Consider the following 15,984-nt stretch of genomic DNA (forward strand, 5'->3'; position numbering starts at 1 on the left):
ATGAAAGAAACAGGTTTTTCCCGCAGATGGATGATTTTTTTCCTTGCTCTTGCAGTTTACACAGGTGCATTTGCCTACCGTGGAGTTTTGTCCGTTGATATTATGGAGTCAAGAAACTATATAACCGCACGGGAAATTGTGCAGGATGGAAGCTGGCTTAAGCCCACACTGAACGGTGAGCTTCGCATAGCAAAACCGCCTGTGCCCACATGGCTTACAGCTGTTGTTTTTAATATAGCCGGGACAGACGCCAACTTGTCTGCTAACAGGCTTCCATCGGCACTGGCAGGTCTTCTTCTGCTTGTTTCCGCTTACTTTATATCATTATTTATAACAAAGTCACGCAGCGCTGCCTATTACTCGGTAATAGTTTTAAGCACTAGCTATCTGTTTTTTTATATGACCCGTAGAAACACATGGGATATTTATTCACAATCTTTCATGACTGCATCAATTGCTTGTTATTGCTCATCTTTTCAACTCAAAAAACAGCTTGGGAAAGTGGGAATGTACACGGCTGCGGGCGTTTTTGTGGCATTGTCGTTTATGAGTAAGGGTCCTGTGGCGTTTTACACAGTTCTTTTTCCATTTTTAATTGCCGGGTTTTACTATTTCAGGCTCAAACCTGTGAACTATACCGGACTTTTTGTATTTTTGGCTGTTGCGGCCGCGCTATCCCTCCTGTGGCCTTTATATATATATTTTAATGAAACACATTCCGCTCTCAATACTGCCTCTGCGGAGATTTCCGCATGGGCCGACCGACATATCAAACCCTTTTGGTACTACATCAAATTCCCCTTGATGTCCGGTCTGTGGTCTGTGTTTTTGCTCCCTCTGCTTGTTCCGTGGTTCGCTTCCGCACGCCTCGGCAAGCGGAGGGCAGCTTTTTACCTTACATGGCTTTTTATCACTCTGGTTCTTCTTTCTGTCATACCGGAGAAGAAGGACAGATACCTTCTTCCAGTTATAATTCCCGCATCGCTTATGATAGGCGAATATGTGAGCCTCCTTGCGGGCAGGCTGCGCCGCACAACTGCTGACAGCGTGATTCTTGGGATATGGAGCGGAATTGCCTTTTCCGTGGGTTTATGCGCACTGGGCGTAGCCGCAGCTGCTCAGATCTGGTTTACCCCTTACAATGGTCTTCTTTTTATAATTGCCGCCACAGCCACAGTATACTGTGCTGTTCGGCTTGCAATAAGCATATGCAGCAGGGAAACGGAAAAATATATCTCTCTTTCTGCAGTGCTTTTCTGCCTTTCTGTGCTTTTGGCTGTACCTGCTGTTGAGGCATTTATGCCGGAACGTGAATTTAAGGCGCTGGAACAGGTGAGAAAGGATGAAATATACAAACACAGCGGCGGCTTTTACGGCAGTCTGGGCATTAAAGAGATTCGGGCTGTGGGCAGAAAAGTGCGCCCTGTAAACGAATTTGTTGAAAACGGCGGAGAAAGCGCTGTTCTGATAGTTAAAAGAAATCTGAAGGCAGATGAACTGGACGGTATGGGGCTTAAGGCAGAATACCTGAAAACTTATTCATCAGGAGCGGATGAAAAATGGAACTTTTACTTAATAAGCAGGAAAGAGCAATGAAACCGGAAATTTCCGTAGTGATACCATTCTACAATGAAGCGGAGAATATTGATCCTGTCTGCTCGGAGCTTCTTTCTGTTCTTATGTCAGGTTTTGTGAAAAGCTGGGAGGTTGTTCTCATAGACGACGGTTCAACGGACGGAACAGCCGCAGCCATAGACCGGTGGGCAAATAAAAGCTTTTTCAGGGCGGTTCACCTCAGTAAAAACAGTGGACAGTCCGCCGCACTTTTTGCTGGTTTTGCAGCAGCGCAGGGTGACTGCATTTTTACGCTTGACGGCGACGGTCAGAATGATCCCGCAGATATTCCAAGGCTTCTTAAAAAAATGAAGGAGCTTAATGTTGGCATGATCTGCGGTGTGCGTGTTAAAAGAAACGACAGCAAACTCCGCAGGTTTTCAAGCAGGCTGGCTAACAGAATCAGGGCAAAAATACTCGGTGACTGCATAAGCGATGTGGGCTGCTCCTCCAGAGGGTTTAAAAGAGAATGCCTCGATTCTTTCCGGTTTTTCCGCAATGCTCACAGGTTCTTCCCCGCGCTGGTGCAGATGGGCGGATACAAGGTCGCAGAAATGCCCGTGAACCACAGAGCAAGAAATAAAGGCGTCAGCAAGTACGGTCTGGGACTTAACAGCCGTATCTGGGTCGGCATAGCAGATCTCTTCGGAGTGTACTGGATGAAGAAGAGGTATATCTCCGTATCATCTTATGAATACATGGAAAACCATACTATTGCCAAAGCCTCCGGTGAGTAGGGAGGCTTAACAGCTTTAGCCTTGTGTAAACCGTGCGGACGTATTAAACTCAGCGTATGTTTGAGTTCCTCTTTCAGACGGATACGCTGCTGACTTTTATTATGGTTTTCTTCCGCATTTCAGGCATTATTTTCAGTGCCCCGATGTTCAGCAGCCAGCTTATTCCGAATAATGTAAAAATTGCCGTATCTCTTGTGCTTGCCGTTGTGGTTGCTCCCACTGTGCAGACAATAGGGCTTTCCGATATTCATCCTCTACTGCTTATTCTCCTGATAGCCAAGGAAATTCTTCTTGGTATAGCAACAGGAATGATGGCGCAGCTTCTTTTTGTGGGTGTGCAGATAGGCGGAGAACTTGCGGGTTTTCAGATGGGCTTCAGCATGGTGAACTCCTTCGATCCTTCCATGAATATGCAGCTTTCCATCATCGCCCAGCTTAAAAACGTGGCGATGATACTCTTTTTTATCGCCCTTGGCGGTCATCTTATGGTTATAGGCGCCATGAGCGAATCATTCCGTGCTGTTCCTCTGGGCATATTCACCTTCAAGGCGGAGGGCTTTTTGTACATTGCTAAAATGCTCAGTGCATCTTTCCTGACAGCTCTTAAAATAGTCGCTCCTATATTCGTGGTGATGCTTTGCACCCATGTGATAATGGGGATAATGGGCAGGCTTGTCCCCCAGCTTAACCTTATGATTGTGGGTTTTCCGTTACAGATTGCAGTGGGGCTTTCTATTTTAAGCATAAGCCTGCACTACTTCTTTATAGTTTTTGAAAAGCTTCTGCATGAGTATTTTATGCGGATTGCCACATTGTTTTATATCTTTGGCGGTAACTGATGGCTGACAACGATTCGGAAAAGACCGAACAGCCCACCGGGCGGCGGATTCAGAAAGCCAGAGAAGAGGGCAACGTAGCAAAAACAAGGGAACTCAGCGCTGCTGTGACCTTTGTGGCTACGGCTGTCTTTATGTATTTTTATATTTCCACAATGTCAGACGAACTTATGCGTTTTATGCGTGAGTCGTTTATGTCTTTGACCTATGTGCTTGATGAAAAAAGCACAATCAAACTGATGGTTTTTGTTATTATATTCATGACAAAGATTCTCGCTCCGGTGCTTGTTATGCTGTTTGTGGTGAATATCGCCTCCAATATTATGCAGTTCGGGTTCCTTTTCAGCCCCAAGGCTCTTGCTGTTAAGTTTGACAGGCTCGACCCCATTAAGGGTTTCGGCAGAATATTTTCCAAGCGCAGCCTTGTGGAGCTTTTTAAATCACTCTTTAAAATATTTGTGGTGGGGCTTGCAGCCTTTTACATAATAAAAGGGAAAATCCCAACAATCCTCCGTTTGGGGGACTCTGAACCAATTGACAGCATAATGTTTTTTCTGATGCTGATGTTTGAACTTTTCCTCAAAATAGGAGTTCTCGTGCTGATTCTGGCGATTATAGACTTTATGTACCAGAAATGGCAGAACACCGAAGACTTGAAAATGACAAAACAGGAAGTGAAGGAAGAGTTTAAGCAGATGGAGGGGGATCCCCTCATCAAACAGAAGATACGCAGCATGCAGAGGGACATGGCACGCAAGCGCATGATGTCTGACGTGCCGAAATCTGATGTTGTGGTAACAAACCCCACCCACTTTGCGGTTGCGCTGAGATACCGCCCCGGAGAGGACAAAGCGCCCATGGTTCTGGCAAAAGGGCAGAGGCTCCTTGCCTTGCGTATCAGAGAGATGGCGAAAAAGAACGGAGTGCTGATTCATGAGGATCCGCCCCTTGCCCGTACACTTTTCAAAACGGTTGACATAGGTGAGGAAATACCGGAGAATTTGTATAAAGCAGTAGCAGAAATACTTGCCCTTGTAGGGAAATTTAAGCACATGAGAAGGTAGTTAAGTGGCTCAATCAAACCTGATGACCAGAATGATAAAGCAGGGGGAAATAGGCTTCGGTCTGTTTTTTATCGGCATAATCATAGTAATGGTTCTGCCTATGCCTGCGGTACTGCTCGACCTTCTTCTGGTGTGCAGTATTGCCCTTTCTGTTCTGATACTTATGGTTGCAATCTACGCTGATGAGCCGCTGAAGTTTTCCACTTTTCCTTCGGTTCTGCTGATTATTACCCTTTTCAGGCTCTCTCTTAACGTTGCATCTACAAGGCGAATCCTTCTCAACGGTTCAAGCGGGGAAGGCGCAGCCGGACACGTTATTCAGGCTTTCGGTCAGTATGTAGTTGGCGGAAACTATGTGGTGGGCGTAATTATTTTCCTTATCCTCGTCCTTATCAACTTCATGGTTATCACCAAGGGTTCAGGACGTATAGCGGAAGTAGCTGCCAGATTCACACTGGACGCCATGCCCGGCAAGCAGATGAGTATTGATGCGGATCTTAACGCAGGGCTTATTGACGAAGCCGGAGCAAAAGCGAAAAGGGCAAAGATTCAGCAGGAAGCAGACTATTACGGAGCTATGGACGGTGCGAGCAAGTTTGTTCGAGGCGATGCCGTCGCTGGGCTTATTATCACCGGTATAAATATTTTAGGCGGTCTTGCCATAGGTGTTCTCCAAAACGGGATGGACGTGGCGGATGCGGCAGGAGTTTTCACCATACTCACAGTGGGTGACGGTCTGGTCAGCCAGATTCCCTCACTCATAGTTTCCACTGCGGCGGGTCTTATTGTTTCCCGTGCCGGCGGCGGAGACAAAGATCTTAGCGGACAGCTTGCAAGACAGCTTTTCCGCAGTACAAGGGTACTCTACATAACAGGCGGTATCCTCCTGTTTTTCGCACTGGTTCCGGGTATGCCTTTCTTCCCGTTTCTTCTCCTCTCTGCTATCTTTTTCAGCATTGCCTACTCTGTTAAGAAGGGTGCTGAAAAGCCTGATGAAGAGGAGGACGAACCCGAAGAGGAACGTAAGCCCGCAACGGAAGAGGAAGAGGTCAAGGAGCTCCTTGAGATGGATACTATGGAGCTGGGCATAGGGTTCAGCCTTATACCCCTTGTGGATTCGGCGCAGGGCGGAACGCTCCTTAACCGTATTAAGTCCATACGTAAGCAGATCGCCCTCGAACTTGGAATAATTGTTCCCCCCGTTAGGATAAGGGATAACCTTCAGCTTGACGGCAACGGATACAGCATACTCCTCAAAGGGGTCAAGGTAGCAGGCGGGACGATTTTTCCCGATAAATTTCTGGTTATGAACCCCGAAGGGAGTGTTGATAAAATAGACGGTATAGCCACAAAAGAACCAGCTTTCGGGCTGGCTGCAAAGTGGGTTGATGAAAGACAGAAGGAAAAGGCGGAGCTTAACGGCTTCACCATTGTTGACCCCGCAACGGTTATCGCCACACACCTGACAGAAGTTATAAAGTCCCACGCCGGAGAACTCATCGGCAGACAGGAAACAATGGAGCTGCTCAATGGTGTTAAGGAAAAATATCCCAAGCTTGTGGACGACCTTGTGCCGTCCATACTTGATCTGGGAACTGTAAACAGAGTTTTGCAGAACCTGCTTAGAGAAAAAATATCCATCCGTAACCTGCGGAGCATTCTGGAAGTTCTCGCATCCTACGGAGTACAGCTTAAGGATGTGGAAGCCCTTACGGAGCGTGTGCGTCTGTCTCTGAAAAGGCAGATAACGGAAAGCCTCCTTGCGCCGGACGGTGCGCTTTATGTTTTTACCCTGCCGTCCGAGGTTGAACAGCTTCTCGCTAAAAACTTACAGCAGGGAGACGAAGGAAAGGATATACTTATAGACCCCCTTGCGGCGCAGAAAATACTTTCCAAAATGATAGGCAAGGTTGATGAGGTGACACAGAAAGGGTTTAGCCCTGTGCTTGTGATCTCTCCGCCGCTCCGTTCTGCGATGCGCCGCTTTGCGGAGAAGTTTATTAAGAATATTAATGTCATATCCCACAATGAAATAAGTGAGAATGTCAGGATAGAAAGCCTCGGCATGCTGGAGATTAAGATATGAAGATAAAGAAGTACGAAGCATACGACATGGCGGAAGCGATGAGGATGATCAAGCAGGAGCTCGGCTCAGAGGCTGTCATTCTCTCCACCAGAAAAGTCGTGAAAAACAGCAGCTTCGGTCTTTTCTCCAAGCCTCTCATCGAAGTTACTGCCGCTGTGGATATGGATGAGCGCATTCTGATGGAAAAAACAGCCAAGGCAAAAGCGGCAAGACCAAAGCCGCAGAACTCAGTCTCCACATATAACGGGTTCGGCAAAATGGCGGAACCGAAAAAAGAAGATGATTTCAAGCCGGATACCTTTGCAGAGGACATAAGACGCCCGCAGAAGGAGACTGTGTACCGCTCGGAAACATCATGTCAGGCAAGACAGTCACAGGCTGACACATATCCGCAGGGCGGGGTGGACAAGCTTGCGGAGCTTATAAATACCCTCGGTCTGAACAGGTTCGAGAGCCTTATAACCGATGTTGCTGAAATCAAGAAGCAGATGCTTGAGATGAAAAGCGCACTCACCGAAAACATAGTCGTTGACCTGCCGGAACAGCTTAAGGAGTTTTATTCCCTGATGGTTAAAAACGGCGTGGACGATGTTATTGCCTATAAATTCCTTAAGCGTATAGAAAAACGTGCCACAGCGGGACTGACCAAAAGCCAGATCCGCAACCTTATTGTTCAGCTTTTAGGGGATCTTATTCCCATCGAAAAGGACTATTTTTCCTCTCTCAACAGGAAGATAGTTGCCTTTGTGGGACCCACGGGAGTGGGGAAGACAACCACTGTGGCAAAAATAGCCGCTAACCTCTCCCTGAAGCTTAAGAAAAGGGTCAGCCTTATTACCATAGATAATTTCAGGATAGGAGCGGTGGAACAGCTTAAAACCTATGCTGAAATTGTGGATATTCCCCTTCAGGTGGCATCAAGCCCCGAAGAGCTTCAGGCGATACTTGCCCGCACCGAAGGCTATGATTATGTATTTGTTGACTCCATGGGCAGAAGCCAGTTTGACACAGAGCAGATAGGTGATCTCCGCAGCTTTCTAAGCGCCGGAGACAGGATGACTGTTGCTCTTGTTATGTCTATGAGCAGCAACCACGTTGAAATGGCTGAAACATTTGAAAACTACAGCGCCCTCATGCCGGAATATGTTGTTTTTACCAAGCTTGATGAAACAAAATACTTTGGTCCCATGGTGAATCTGCCGATCCGTAAAAAGACCCCTGTCCTGCTTCTTTCCACCGGACAGAATGTCCCTGATGATATGGAAATTCCTGATGGCAGGAAGATTGCTAGTCAGATCCTCAAGGATATTCCGGGGTTCTGGAGTGAAAGATGACAGATCAGGCGCACAATTTAAGACGAAAAGCGTGGGATAAAAAACGGCGGGCGAAGTATATTTCCGTCTCCAGCGGCAAAGGCGGGGTGGGAAAAACCAATTTTGTGGTAAACCTTGCCTACTGGCTTGCCAAAATGGGGAAAAAAGTTCTTGTTTTTGATGCAGACTTGGGACTCGCCAATGTTGATATTCTGCTTAATCTCACAGTTACCGCTTCCATAAGAAAATATATGCTGGGTGAAGTGGAAATAGACAGCGTAATAAAAAAAGATGTTTACGGATTTGACGTTATACCCGCCTCAAGCGGGTTTTCGGATCTTACCAATCTGAATGAAGAAGACTTTGAGAAGATTGTGGAAATCTTTGTAAATCTTGACTCATCCTACGATTATATTCTGTTCGATACAGGTGCGGGAATCTCCGAAACGGTGACGAAGTTTGCCGCTATCGCTGATACAGTTATAGTTATAACGCAGCCCGAACCCACTGCGATAACCGATGCTTATGCATTTATGAAGGTGGTTCACTTTGACCACGGCATAAACCGCATTCGCTTTGTGCTTAACAGAGTAGATGACGTAAACGGTGTAAAAAACATCTACATGAGCATGAAAAACGTGGCTAAAAAGTTCCTTGATGTGGAGCTTGACCTGCTCGGACACCTTCGGGAAGACAAGCAGGTCATTAACTCTGTCAAGTTTCAGAAGCCGGTGTGCGAAATAAATCAGAACGGCTCATACTCAAGGGATATTTACAACATAGCCCGTAATATTCTCGGTCTGCCCGCAGAAAACTCACGGAGAGAAGGACTTTACAGCCTTCTTAAGGGGGTTTTCAAATGACATTTCTGCACAGAGAAATCGCTTTGATGCTTGCTACAATCGCCTTTGTCTCTTCCTTTGTTTACAAGTTCTTTCTGCTTGAGGTAAAATTGACTTATGTAACGAGGGACATTATAATGTTTTTCATTATTTATTATGTGACTGAAAAGCTTTTCTTCTATATAGACAAGATAATGATTAACTACAGGAAGATACTTTGATGCAATACGAGGCAGGCGGCGCAGTGAACAGATTTTCTCCCAAAGAGAGGGAGGAAATAATAGCAGAATTTATGCCCAGAATAAAATCATGGGTTATCCGTATGAGTGCGTCCCTCCCCGACAGTGTGGATCTTGATGATCTGTATTCCTCCGCCTGCGTAGGTCTTATCGAGAGTATGGACCGCTTTGACAAAGACAGAAATGTAAACTTTTATACATTTGCAGAAAGACGTATCAAAGGTTCTATCCTTGACACTCTCAGAAGTCTGGATTTCCTGCCCCGAAATGTGCGCACCAGACTGAAACAGCTTGAGGCGTTCATCGAGAAAACCTACCGTGAGCATGGAGCCCGCCCTTCTGTTGAGGAAATAGTCGCCGGGAGTGATTTTGAGGCGAAAGAGGTTTACCGTCTTCTTGAACTCCAGGATAATGACAAGCTTTTAAGCCTTGATGAATCTGTCGGCAGTGAAGGCGAGAACAATCTTATAGATTTCATTAAAAGTAAAGGACTGACCCCTGAAGATGAGGCGGTGAAGAACAAACTCATAGAAAGACTCGGCGAAGAGATAGACAGTCTCCCCGAAAAAGAGAAATATGCCATAACTCTTTATTATTACGAAGAACTTACCATGAAAGAGATTGCAGAGGTTCTGAACATTACGGAGTCAAGGGTTTCTCAAATCCACTCTGCGGCCGTGACGAAGCTTAAAAGGAGGCTGAAAGAGTTCTATGAATAAAATCAAAGTTGTTATTGTCGATGATTCCGCTTTTATGAGAAAGGCCATTGAATCCATGCTCGCCAAGGATACCGAGATTGAGATAATCGGTCAGGGGCGTAACGGGCTGGATGCTGTGGAAATGGCAAGAAACCTTAAACCTGACGTCATGACTCTCGACATCGAGATGCCCAGAATGGACGGACTGACCGCTCTTGAAAAAATAATGAGCGAAAATCCGTTGCCCGTCATTATGGTCAGCTCGCTTACCACCGAAGGAGCAGAAGCCACTATGAAAGCCCTTGATTTGGGCGCTGTGGACTTTATACCGAAAGAAAAATCATTCGCCAGCTTCGGCGTTATGAATATAGAAGATGATCTGCGGAACAAGATAAAACAGTTTGCCAGAAGAAAAAACCTGATGAGGAGGCTTCGTCCTTCGTCATTTGCAAGACCTGCGTCTACGGCTGCTGGAGTTCAGAGCCCTGCGGCTCCTTCTGCACAAACAAAAATAATCTCCAAACCGGGTCATAAAAGAATTGTGATAATCGGCACTTCCACCGGAGGTCCTCAGTCCTTGCAGAAGGTTATACCAAGGCTTCCTGCGGATATCGGCGTCCCTATTGTTGTGGTTCAGCATATGCCGCCCAATTTCACCCAGTCTCTCGCACAGAGGCTTAATTCTCTGAGCAAGCTGACAGTTATTGAATCGCAAGGAAACGAAAAGCTTGAGCCGAACACAGTGTATATTGCTAAAGGCGGTCAGCATTTGAGGATAAAGAAAATCGGCGCTAATTACGTCACGGAGCTTAATCCTGAAGCGGGCGGTCATCTTCATGTACCCAGTGTGGATGTTACGGCGGCGTCTGTTGCAGAAGTTGCGGGAAGAGATGCGCTTGGAGTGATAATGACAGGCATGGGAGCTGACGGCAAGAAAGGTCTCCAGCTCCTTAAGCTTAAGGGTGGAAACGTTATTGCACAGGATGAGGAATCAAGCATTGTTTACGGTATGCCCCGTGCTGTGGTTGAGGCCGGAATAGCTGATGAAATTGTTCCCCTTGACGATATATTTAACAGGATAATATTCCACTGTAAGTAAACAGGGAGCTTAAACCCCGTATTAATTCTTCTGAAAAGAATTTCTTTTCTGCGGAGCAATTGGGGTTTTGGGGAGAAAGTGTGAAAGAACACTTTTTGCCTAAAAAGGGGTCTTTCACGTAAATAGACCTTTAATAAATGATAAAAGGTAACAAATGGCAGATATTTTAAGTCAGGAAGAGATTGATGCGCTGTTGTCCACCGTATCCACGGAGGACGATTTATCGGATAATTCGATACAGCAGCTTGACTTTGTGCCTAAAAAGATTTCGGTTTACGATTTCCGCAGACCGGATAGGGTATCAAAAGAGCAGCTTCGTTCTATCCGAAATCTTCATGATAAGTTTGCGCGCAACTTTTCATCCTCGCTTTCAAACTTTCTGCGAACCATCACAGACATAACTCTGGTTAGTGTGGATCAGATGACATACGGAGAGTTCCTTATGTCTCTCCCTGACCCTACCAGCTTTAACATTATAAGTATGATACCTATGGAAGGAAATGCAGTGCTGGAGATAAACCCGTCACTTGTTTTTCCCATAGTTGACAAGCTTTTGGGCGGTCCGGGGCAACCGCTGTTTCAGACCCGTGAGCTTACGAGCCTTGAGCAGCATATAATCGAGGGTATATTAAGCCTGATACTCAAAGATCTTGAAGATGTCTGGCGGCAGATTGTGCAGAATATCCGCTTTAAAAAAGAGCTGAGTGAGAACAGCCCGCATATTATTCAGATTGTTGCACAGAACGAGGTTGTTATCCTTGTGGTTTTCGAGATCAAGTTCGGTGAGGCGACGGGGATGATGAACCTCTGTATCCCTGCCATTGTTCTTGAACCTGTTCTCGGCAAGATCAGCAGCCAGGACTGGCTGATAGGCGCCAAGAAAGGCAAGTTCGGGGATAATGAAAAGCATATTCTTGATATGCTTGAAGAGATTAAGATTCCTCTGCGTGCATCCCTTGGGCATACCACTCTTACCATCGAAGAGATAATGAATCTTCAGGAAGGCGATCTGGTTATGATGGATGTTAAGGCGGGCACTCCTGCGGGTATATTTATCAACAACAAAAAGAAATTTTTCGGTCATATAGGTACGTTAGGCGTGCGTAAGGCTGTGAGAATAAATGAAATGATCACGGAAGAAGTTAATGAGGAAAGATCTGGATAAAGGCAAATACGCCGCTTTTACAGGAGTTGTAACGGACATGTTTGCCTCAACCTTCGGCAGCATGTTTGATAAGGAAATAAGTATTTCTCTGTCTGACGCCTATTCCGGCGGGGCGGATGAGCTTATGTACGGTTATGAGTCCCAGACGGCGGTCTCCATTACAGAGGAGAAATCAGGTTTTGATGCCGGATTGTTCTTCTACACCAAAGATATAACCATGCTTGCCGCTCTCATGCTCATGATGGATTCCGAGGGTACTGAAGAGCTTGGGGAAGATGATCCTGATGCAATAAAAGAACTTTGCCAGCAGGTTTTGTCTTCTCTGACCGTACCGATTGATGAGAGGCTTGGCAAAAAAGTCAGCTTCAAAGTTGATGATGTGCTTAAAAATGAAAATTCGGCTCTTTTTCAGTCAGAAAGTTATTTTATAGCCGATATGAAATTTACAATCGGTGACCGTAAAACAGCTATGCGCTTTTTTATGGATGAGGATCTGCTGTCCATGTTTTCGGGTAAAAGTTCCGGCGGGGCAGGATCCGCTTCTGATGAAGAACCAGATTTTACAACTGCTTTTACTTTTCCAGATGATGCTGATGATGCAATGAATGACCCCATAAGCTCGATGGGAGGCGGTTCCGTCTCCGGTGGGCAGAACATGGACATGCTGATGGACATAGATGTTCCGGTCAGTGTGAAAATGGGCTCAACAAGGATGTTTTTAAAGGATATACTTACTATGGGATCAGGAAACATTGTAGAACTTGACGAATCTGCGGATGAACCTGTTGAACTTGTTGTAAACAATAAGGTTATAGCCCGCGGAGAGGTGGTTATCGTCGATGGCTACTTCGGTTTTCGCATCAAGGAAATCGTAAGCAGGGCAGAGAGATTGAAGAAATTAAAGGATTGACATTGGTGTTATAATATAAATAATATGATATTATGACATCTCAGGCGGAGGATTGAATGGCTCATCATCACGTTGTAATAACAGTGGACGACTCTTCCACTATGAGAAGAATAATTAAAAATACTCTTCTCAAGCTCGGCTTCACAAACATCCTTGAGGCTGGTAACGGTGTGGAAGCTCTTGATGTCATGGCAAAAAACAAGGTTGATGTTGTTATTACCGACTGGAACATGCCGGAAATGGACGGGCTTACTTTTGTTAAAACTCTCAGATCCAAGGATGAGTACAAAACTATGCCTATTCTTATGGTAACGACAGAGGCTGCCAAGGAAGACATTCTCACCGCACTCAGAAGCGGTGTAAACAACTATGTGGTAAAACCTTTTACCCCTGATACGCTTAAAGAGAAGATAGACAAACTTCTGGGTCTGTGATTATGAACAATTTCAAGGACGTTAATGAGCTTCTTGATATTGCAAGAAACATCAATAACGGAAACTATGATGTCGTAGGTATTGATGTCAATCCTGAGAGTGAACTCTTTCACATTGCAGAATATTTCAGTAAAGCAGTAAATAAGCTTAAGACTGTAAGCTCTGCGGTTGAAGATGCGTATGAAGATCTGCCCGGTTTTGAGAGCGTTCTTCACAGTGTCATCGGGGACTCGAAGGAAGCGTCCGAGAACGTTCTTGAGTGTGTGGATAAAATCAATTTCAATATTGACGACATAAAAGAGAACCTCGGCACTCTGCGGACTTATGTAGAGAACGGCGAGTTCAGCAAAATAAACGGTATTCTTGACCGCCTGCGTGACAAAGGCACGGCAGGTCAGGATGTCAGCTTTGATATTATTGCCTCCCTCGAATTTCAGGATATTACCAAACAGAAAATTGATAAACTGATAAAAATCATATACGACCTTCAGGAAAGACTTACGCACCTCGTGCTTATGCTTGGGGTTAAAGATAGAAAAATTGACGTTGAAACTTTAGAGAAACTCAAAACAAAAGACGGTATAATGGAAAACCAGAACCTTGTTGACGAGCTGCTCAAAGAGTTCGGAATATAACGCAAGCGTGCATAGCAAATTCTCAGGATGATGAATTTGCAGTTATAAGGACAGCAAAATTAAACTTTAAATTGTCTTGAAGTTATTCAGACATCCGCTATCTTAACTTTCAGACACAATTGCCGCAAAAGTGAACAGAAAGTGGAATAAATTACAGAGCCGTTCATTAAAATTAAACGGCGATACTTTTGTTAAGGAGGTCCCTATATGGACGGCATCGGCGACATGCAGGATCTTGTACAGGATTTTATTCTCGAAACAGATGAAATTATAGAAAGCCTTGACCACGACCTTGTGGAACTGGAAAACAGCAAGAATGATCTTGAACTGCTGAACAAGATTTTCCGTGCTGCACATACAATGAAAGGTGCCTCCTCTTTCCTTGGCTTTGATAAAATGGCGAATCTTACTCACCATGCCGAGGAAATTCTCAATAAACTCCGTAAAAACGAGATGCAGGTTAATGCAGTTATTATGGATATACTGCTTGAATTTGTGGATGTGACCAAACATATACTTGCTGATATCAAAGCCGGCAAGGACACTGTGAAAATAGATGAAACTGTTAAAAAGCTTAAGCTTGCAAATGAAGGCAACTTCGATCAGATAGACGGTGGTTCTGGTGAAAGCTCATCCACACCGGCTCCTTCCGGCAAACGTGCTGATAATGATGTGAATCAGGTGAAAAAAGCCGCAATGTCCATAGAACAGACTATACGTGTGGATGTCTCAAGGCTTGACTCACTGATGAACCTTGTGGGAGAGCTTGTTCTGAGCAGAAACAGAATAGGGCAGATTTCAGGCGAGCTTGAAAAGAAATTTGAAGGCGAATTCCTCATAGAACAGCTTATGGAAACCACTTCACAGATTGGGCTTATTACCACAGAGCTTCAGCTTGCTGTGATGAAAACAAGAATGGTTCCCATCGGCAAGGTTTTCAATAAATTTCCCCGTATGGTGCGCGACCTCTCCAGAGAGAAAAATAAGGAGATCGAGCTTGTTATAACCGGTGAAGAAACAGAGCTTGATAAATCTGTCGTGGAAGAAATAGGCGACCCGCTCATACACATGATCCGAAACGCAGTGGATCATGGTGTTGAAAGCCCTGAAGAAAGAAGAAAAGCAGGAAAACCTGTTAAAGGAACCGTACATCTTTCCGCATATCATGAAGGAAACCACATTGTGGTTGAGATCAGGGATGACGGTAAGGGTATGGACGCTGCAAAACTTAAAAAGAAAGCAGTCGAAAAAGGTGTCATAACTCCTGAAGAAGCTAAAAATCTTGATAATGAAGGTGCATTCAACCTTATTTTCAAACCCGGCTTCTCCACCGCAGAGAAAATTACAAGCATCTCCGGACGCGGCGTGGGTATGGACGTTGTTAAAACAAACATCGAAAAACTTAACGGTATCATAAATATAGAATCTGAACTCGGACACGGTACACGATTCCGCCTCAAACTTCCCCTTACGCTTGCTATTATTCAGGCTCTGCTTGTGGATGTTTCCGGCGAAATTTTTGCGATACCTCTTGTCTCTGTTGTGGAAACAGTGCGTATCAACCTCAGCGAAGTACATAATTTTGAAGGAAGAGAAGTTCTTAAACTCAGAGACTCAGTTCTCAGCCTTCTCCGCCTTGACGAAATATACGAACTTGAGGGTTCATACAAAGACGATATCTATGTTGTTGTCGTTGGGCTTGCAGAGAAAAAGCTCGGATTTATTGTCGATAAGCTCGTCGGACAGGAAGAGATTGTTATCAAATCCCTCGGCGAATACCTCGGCGGTAATGTCGGCATAGCCGGAGCGACAATCATGGGCGACGGACGTGTCAGGCTCATCATTGATGTTGCAGGCGTTATTGATATAGCCGGTAAAATGCCCAGACGCTCACGCAAAAAAAAGAAAGCGGGCGCAGTTAAGAAAAACGCCAACAGTGTAAATGTGCTTGTTGTGGATGACTCCGCAACGGACAGAAAAATAATGAACCGCCTTCTTTCCTCAACAGGATGGATAAATGTTGATGAAGTCTCAGCAGGAAGGGATGCGCTTAAATATCTTGAGAGTAATGACCCCGACATCATCGTTACTGATATTATGATGCCGGATCTTGACGGGTATGACCTTTCCAAAATGATAAGGGAAAGGGGCTATGAAAAACCTATAATTGCAGTTTCGGGCAGATCCGAAGTTACGGACAGAAAGAAGGTGAGTGCCGCCGGCATAAACGCTTTCCTGCTTAAACCTCTGAACCTGCAGACAATGCTTGATAAGATCGATGAGCTGCTTGCTCAGAAAACTGCTAATTAGTT

The 15,984-nt window shown here is 45.2% G+C and carries 15 protein-coding genes; all 15 read left to right on the forward strand.

The window, feature by feature from the left end; all coding sequences use genetic code 11:
- Positions 1–30 precede the first annotated feature (30 nt).
- The 15 genes from ACYRYY_RS09910 (at position 31) to ACYRYY_RS09980 (ending at position 15,982) form a co-directional block, all read left to right on the forward strand.
- Positions 31–1,596 carry an ArnT family glycosyltransferase gene (locus tag ACYRYY_RS09910; RefSeq protein WP_460215437.1) on the forward strand — a complete coding sequence of 522 codons (1,566 nt, stop codon included), beginning with the start codon at positions 31–33 and terminating at the stop codon, positions 1,594–1,596.
- Positions 1,560–2,351 (forward strand): glycosyltransferase family 2 protein, encoded by a 792-nt coding sequence (locus tag ACYRYY_RS09915; RefSeq protein ID WP_460215438.1) that lies wholly within the window; start codon positions 1,560–1,562, stop codon positions 2,349–2,351. Before ACYRYY_RS09910 ends, ACYRYY_RS09915 begins: the two co-directional genes overlap by 37 nt.
- A gap of 56 nt (positions 2,352–2,407) precedes the next feature.
- Positions 2,408–3,190 carry a flagellar biosynthetic protein FliR gene (fliR, locus tag ACYRYY_RS09920; RefSeq protein ID WP_460215439.1) on the forward strand — a complete coding sequence of 261 codons (783 nt, stop codon included), beginning with the start codon at positions 2,408–2,410 and terminating at the stop codon, positions 3,188–3,190.
- Complete coding sequence (gene flhB, locus ACYRYY_RS09925) at positions 3,190–4,251, forward strand: flagellar biosynthesis protein FlhB (protein WP_460215440.1); 1,062 nt, start codon at positions 3,190–3,192, stop codon at positions 4,249–4,251. Before fliR ends, flhB begins: the two co-directional genes overlap by 1 nt.
- A 4-nt stretch (positions 4,252–4,255) precedes the next feature.
- Positions 4,256–6,337 (forward strand): flagellar biosynthesis protein FlhA, encoded by a 2,082-nt coding sequence (gene flhA, locus ACYRYY_RS09930; RefSeq protein WP_460215441.1) that lies wholly within the window; start codon positions 4,256–4,258, stop codon positions 6,335–6,337.
- Entirely contained in the window at positions 6,334–7,671 is a 1,338-nt protein-coding gene (gene flhF, locus ACYRYY_RS09935) for a flagellar biosynthesis protein FlhF (RefSeq protein WP_460215442.1), read from the forward strand. The genes flhA and flhF overlap by 4 nt, the downstream gene beginning before the upstream one ends.
- Complete coding sequence (locus ACYRYY_RS09940) at positions 7,668–8,513, forward strand: MinD/ParA family protein (RefSeq protein WP_460215443.1); 846 nt, start codon at positions 7,668–7,670, stop codon at positions 8,511–8,513. Before flhF ends, ACYRYY_RS09940 begins: the two co-directional genes overlap by 4 nt.
- Positions 8,510–8,713, forward strand: coding sequence for a hypothetical protein (locus ACYRYY_RS09945; protein WP_460215444.1), 204 nt, complete (start codon positions 8,510–8,512; stop codon positions 8,711–8,713). Before ACYRYY_RS09940 ends, ACYRYY_RS09945 begins: the two co-directional genes overlap by 4 nt.
- On the forward strand, positions 8,713–9,450 hold the full coding sequence (locus ACYRYY_RS09950; RefSeq protein WP_460216486.1) for a sigma-70 family RNA polymerase sigma factor: 738 nt from the start codon (positions 8,713–8,715) through the stop codon (positions 9,448–9,450). The genes ACYRYY_RS09945 and ACYRYY_RS09950 overlap by 1 nt, the downstream gene beginning before the upstream one ends.
- Positions 9,443–10,528: a protein-glutamate methylesterase/protein-glutamine glutaminase gene (locus tag ACYRYY_RS09955; protein WP_460215445.1), complete on the forward strand. Its 1,086-nt coding sequence runs from the start codon at positions 9,443–9,445 to the stop codon at positions 10,526–10,528. Before ACYRYY_RS09950 ends, ACYRYY_RS09955 begins: the two co-directional genes overlap by 8 nt.
- Positions 10,529–10,682: 154 nt before the next feature.
- Complete coding sequence (gene fliM / locus ACYRYY_RS09960; RefSeq protein ID WP_460215446.1) at positions 10,683–11,693, forward strand: flagellar motor switch protein FliM; 1,011 nt, start codon at positions 10,683–10,685, stop codon at positions 11,691–11,693.
- Positions 11,674–12,603, forward strand: a complete 930-nt coding sequence (gene fliN, locus ACYRYY_RS09965; protein WP_460215447.1) for a flagellar motor switch protein FliN — start codon at positions 11,674–11,676, stop codon at positions 12,601–12,603. The genes fliM and fliN overlap by 20 nt, the downstream gene beginning before the upstream one ends.
- 56 nt (positions 12,604–12,659) lie before the next feature.
- The gene (locus tag ACYRYY_RS09970; protein ID WP_460215448.1) at positions 12,660–13,037 is read left to right on the forward strand and encodes a response regulator; all 378 of its coding nucleotides are present in this window, start codon (positions 12,660–12,662) and stop codon (positions 13,035–13,037) included.
- A 2-nt stretch (positions 13,038–13,039) separates the two neighbouring features.
- A complete protein-coding gene (locus ACYRYY_RS09975; RefSeq protein ID WP_460215449.1) occupies positions 13,040–13,672 on the forward strand; it encodes a protein phosphatase CheZ in 633 nt (210 codons plus the stop codon).
- Positions 13,673–13,879: 207 nt separating this feature from the next.
- Positions 13,880–15,982 (forward strand): hybrid sensor histidine kinase/response regulator, encoded by a 2,103-nt coding sequence (locus ACYRYY_RS09980; protein WP_460215450.1) that lies wholly within the window; start codon positions 13,880–13,882, stop codon positions 15,980–15,982.
- Positions 15,983–15,984: the final 2 nt, after the last annotated feature.

The sequence above is a fragment of the Geovibrio sp. ADMFC3 genome (assembly GCF_054687035.1).

What these genes read in the sequence shown, in the direction of transcription:
- ACYRYY_RS09945 (WP_460215444.1), top strand. Translation starts at nt 8,510, where the DNA reads ATGACATTTCTGCACAGAGAAATCGCTTTGATGCTTGCTACAATCGCC.
- ACYRYY_RS09940 (WP_460215443.1), top strand. Translation starts at nt 7,668, where the DNA reads ATGACAGATCAGGCGCACAATTTAAGACGAAAAGCGTGGGATAAAAAA.
- ACYRYY_RS09975 (WP_460215449.1), top strand. Translation starts at nt 13,040, where the DNA reads ATGAACAATTTCAAGGACGTTAATGAGCTTCTTGATATTGCAAGAAAC.
- flhB (WP_460215440.1), top strand. Translation starts at nt 3,190, where the DNA reads ATGGCTGACAACGATTCGGAAAAGACCGAACAGCCCACCGGGCGGCGG.
- ACYRYY_RS09915 (WP_460215438.1), top strand. Translation starts at nt 1,560, where the DNA reads ATGGAACTTTTACTTAATAAGCAGGAAAGAGCAATGAAACCGGAAATT.
- ACYRYY_RS09970 (WP_460215448.1), top strand. Translation starts at nt 12,660, where the DNA reads ATGGCTCATCATCACGTTGTAATAACAGTGGACGACTCTTCCACTATG.
- ACYRYY_RS09955 (WP_460215445.1), top strand. Translation starts at nt 9,443, where the DNA reads ATGAATAAAATCAAAGTTGTTATTGTCGATGATTCCGCTTTTATGAGA.
- flhF (WP_460215442.1), top strand. Translation starts at nt 6,334, where the DNA reads ATGAAGATAAAGAAGTACGAAGCATACGACATGGCGGAAGCGATGAGG.
- fliM (WP_460215446.1), top strand. Translation starts at nt 10,683, where the DNA reads ATGGCAGATATTTTAAGTCAGGAAGAGATTGATGCGCTGTTGTCCACC.
- ACYRYY_RS09980 (WP_460215450.1), top strand. Translation starts at nt 13,880, where the DNA reads ATGGACGGCATCGGCGACATGCAGGATCTTGTACAGGATTTTATTCTC.
- fliR (WP_460215439.1), top strand. Translation starts at nt 2,408, where the DNA reads ATGTTTGAGTTCCTCTTTCAGACGGATACGCTGCTGACTTTTATTATG.
- fliN (WP_460215447.1), top strand. Translation starts at nt 11,674, where the DNA reads ATGAGGAAAGATCTGGATAAAGGCAAATACGCCGCTTTTACAGGAGTT.
- ACYRYY_RS09950 (WP_460216486.1), top strand. Translation starts at nt 8,713, where the DNA reads ATGCAATACGAGGCAGGCGGCGCAGTGAACAGATTTTCTCCCAAAGAG.
- ACYRYY_RS09910 (WP_460215437.1), top strand. Translation starts at nt 31, where the DNA reads ATGATTTTTTTCCTTGCTCTTGCAGTTTACACAGGTGCATTTGCCTAC.